The 255-nt window shown below is 54.5% G+C and carries 1 pseudogene; it reads left to right on the top strand.

The features are described from left to right. Window positions 1-255, top strand: a pseudogene (locus HUN22_RS17900) (hypothetical protein); the annotation flags it as partial.

Raw genomic sequence — 255 nt, 5'->3', positions numbered from 1 at the left:
ATGCGGCGGGTAATACAGCGACGTATGATGCAACGGGTTCAACGATCACCGATGCGGCAGGGAATACGACTACAGTGACAGGAGACAACCTGCAGGTAGGCGGTGCGAACCCTGTGACAGTGGATGGAGCAGCGGGGACAATTACAGGCTTAACCAACACGAGCTATGATCCGAACAATGTGGTTGCAGACCGTGCAGCGACGGAAGGACAGGTTGCTCAAGTTGCAACGGACTTGACGAACACCGGCTTTAACA

Origin of the sequence: Acinetobacter lactucae (genome assembly GCF_013344765.1) — a bacterium.
Lineage (GTDB): Bacteria > Pseudomonadota > Gammaproteobacteria > Pseudomonadales > Moraxellaceae > Acinetobacter > Acinetobacter lactucae_A.
The sequence above is the reverse complement of the archived record's forward strand: the minus strand, read 5'-3'. Positions and strand labels throughout refer to the sequence as shown.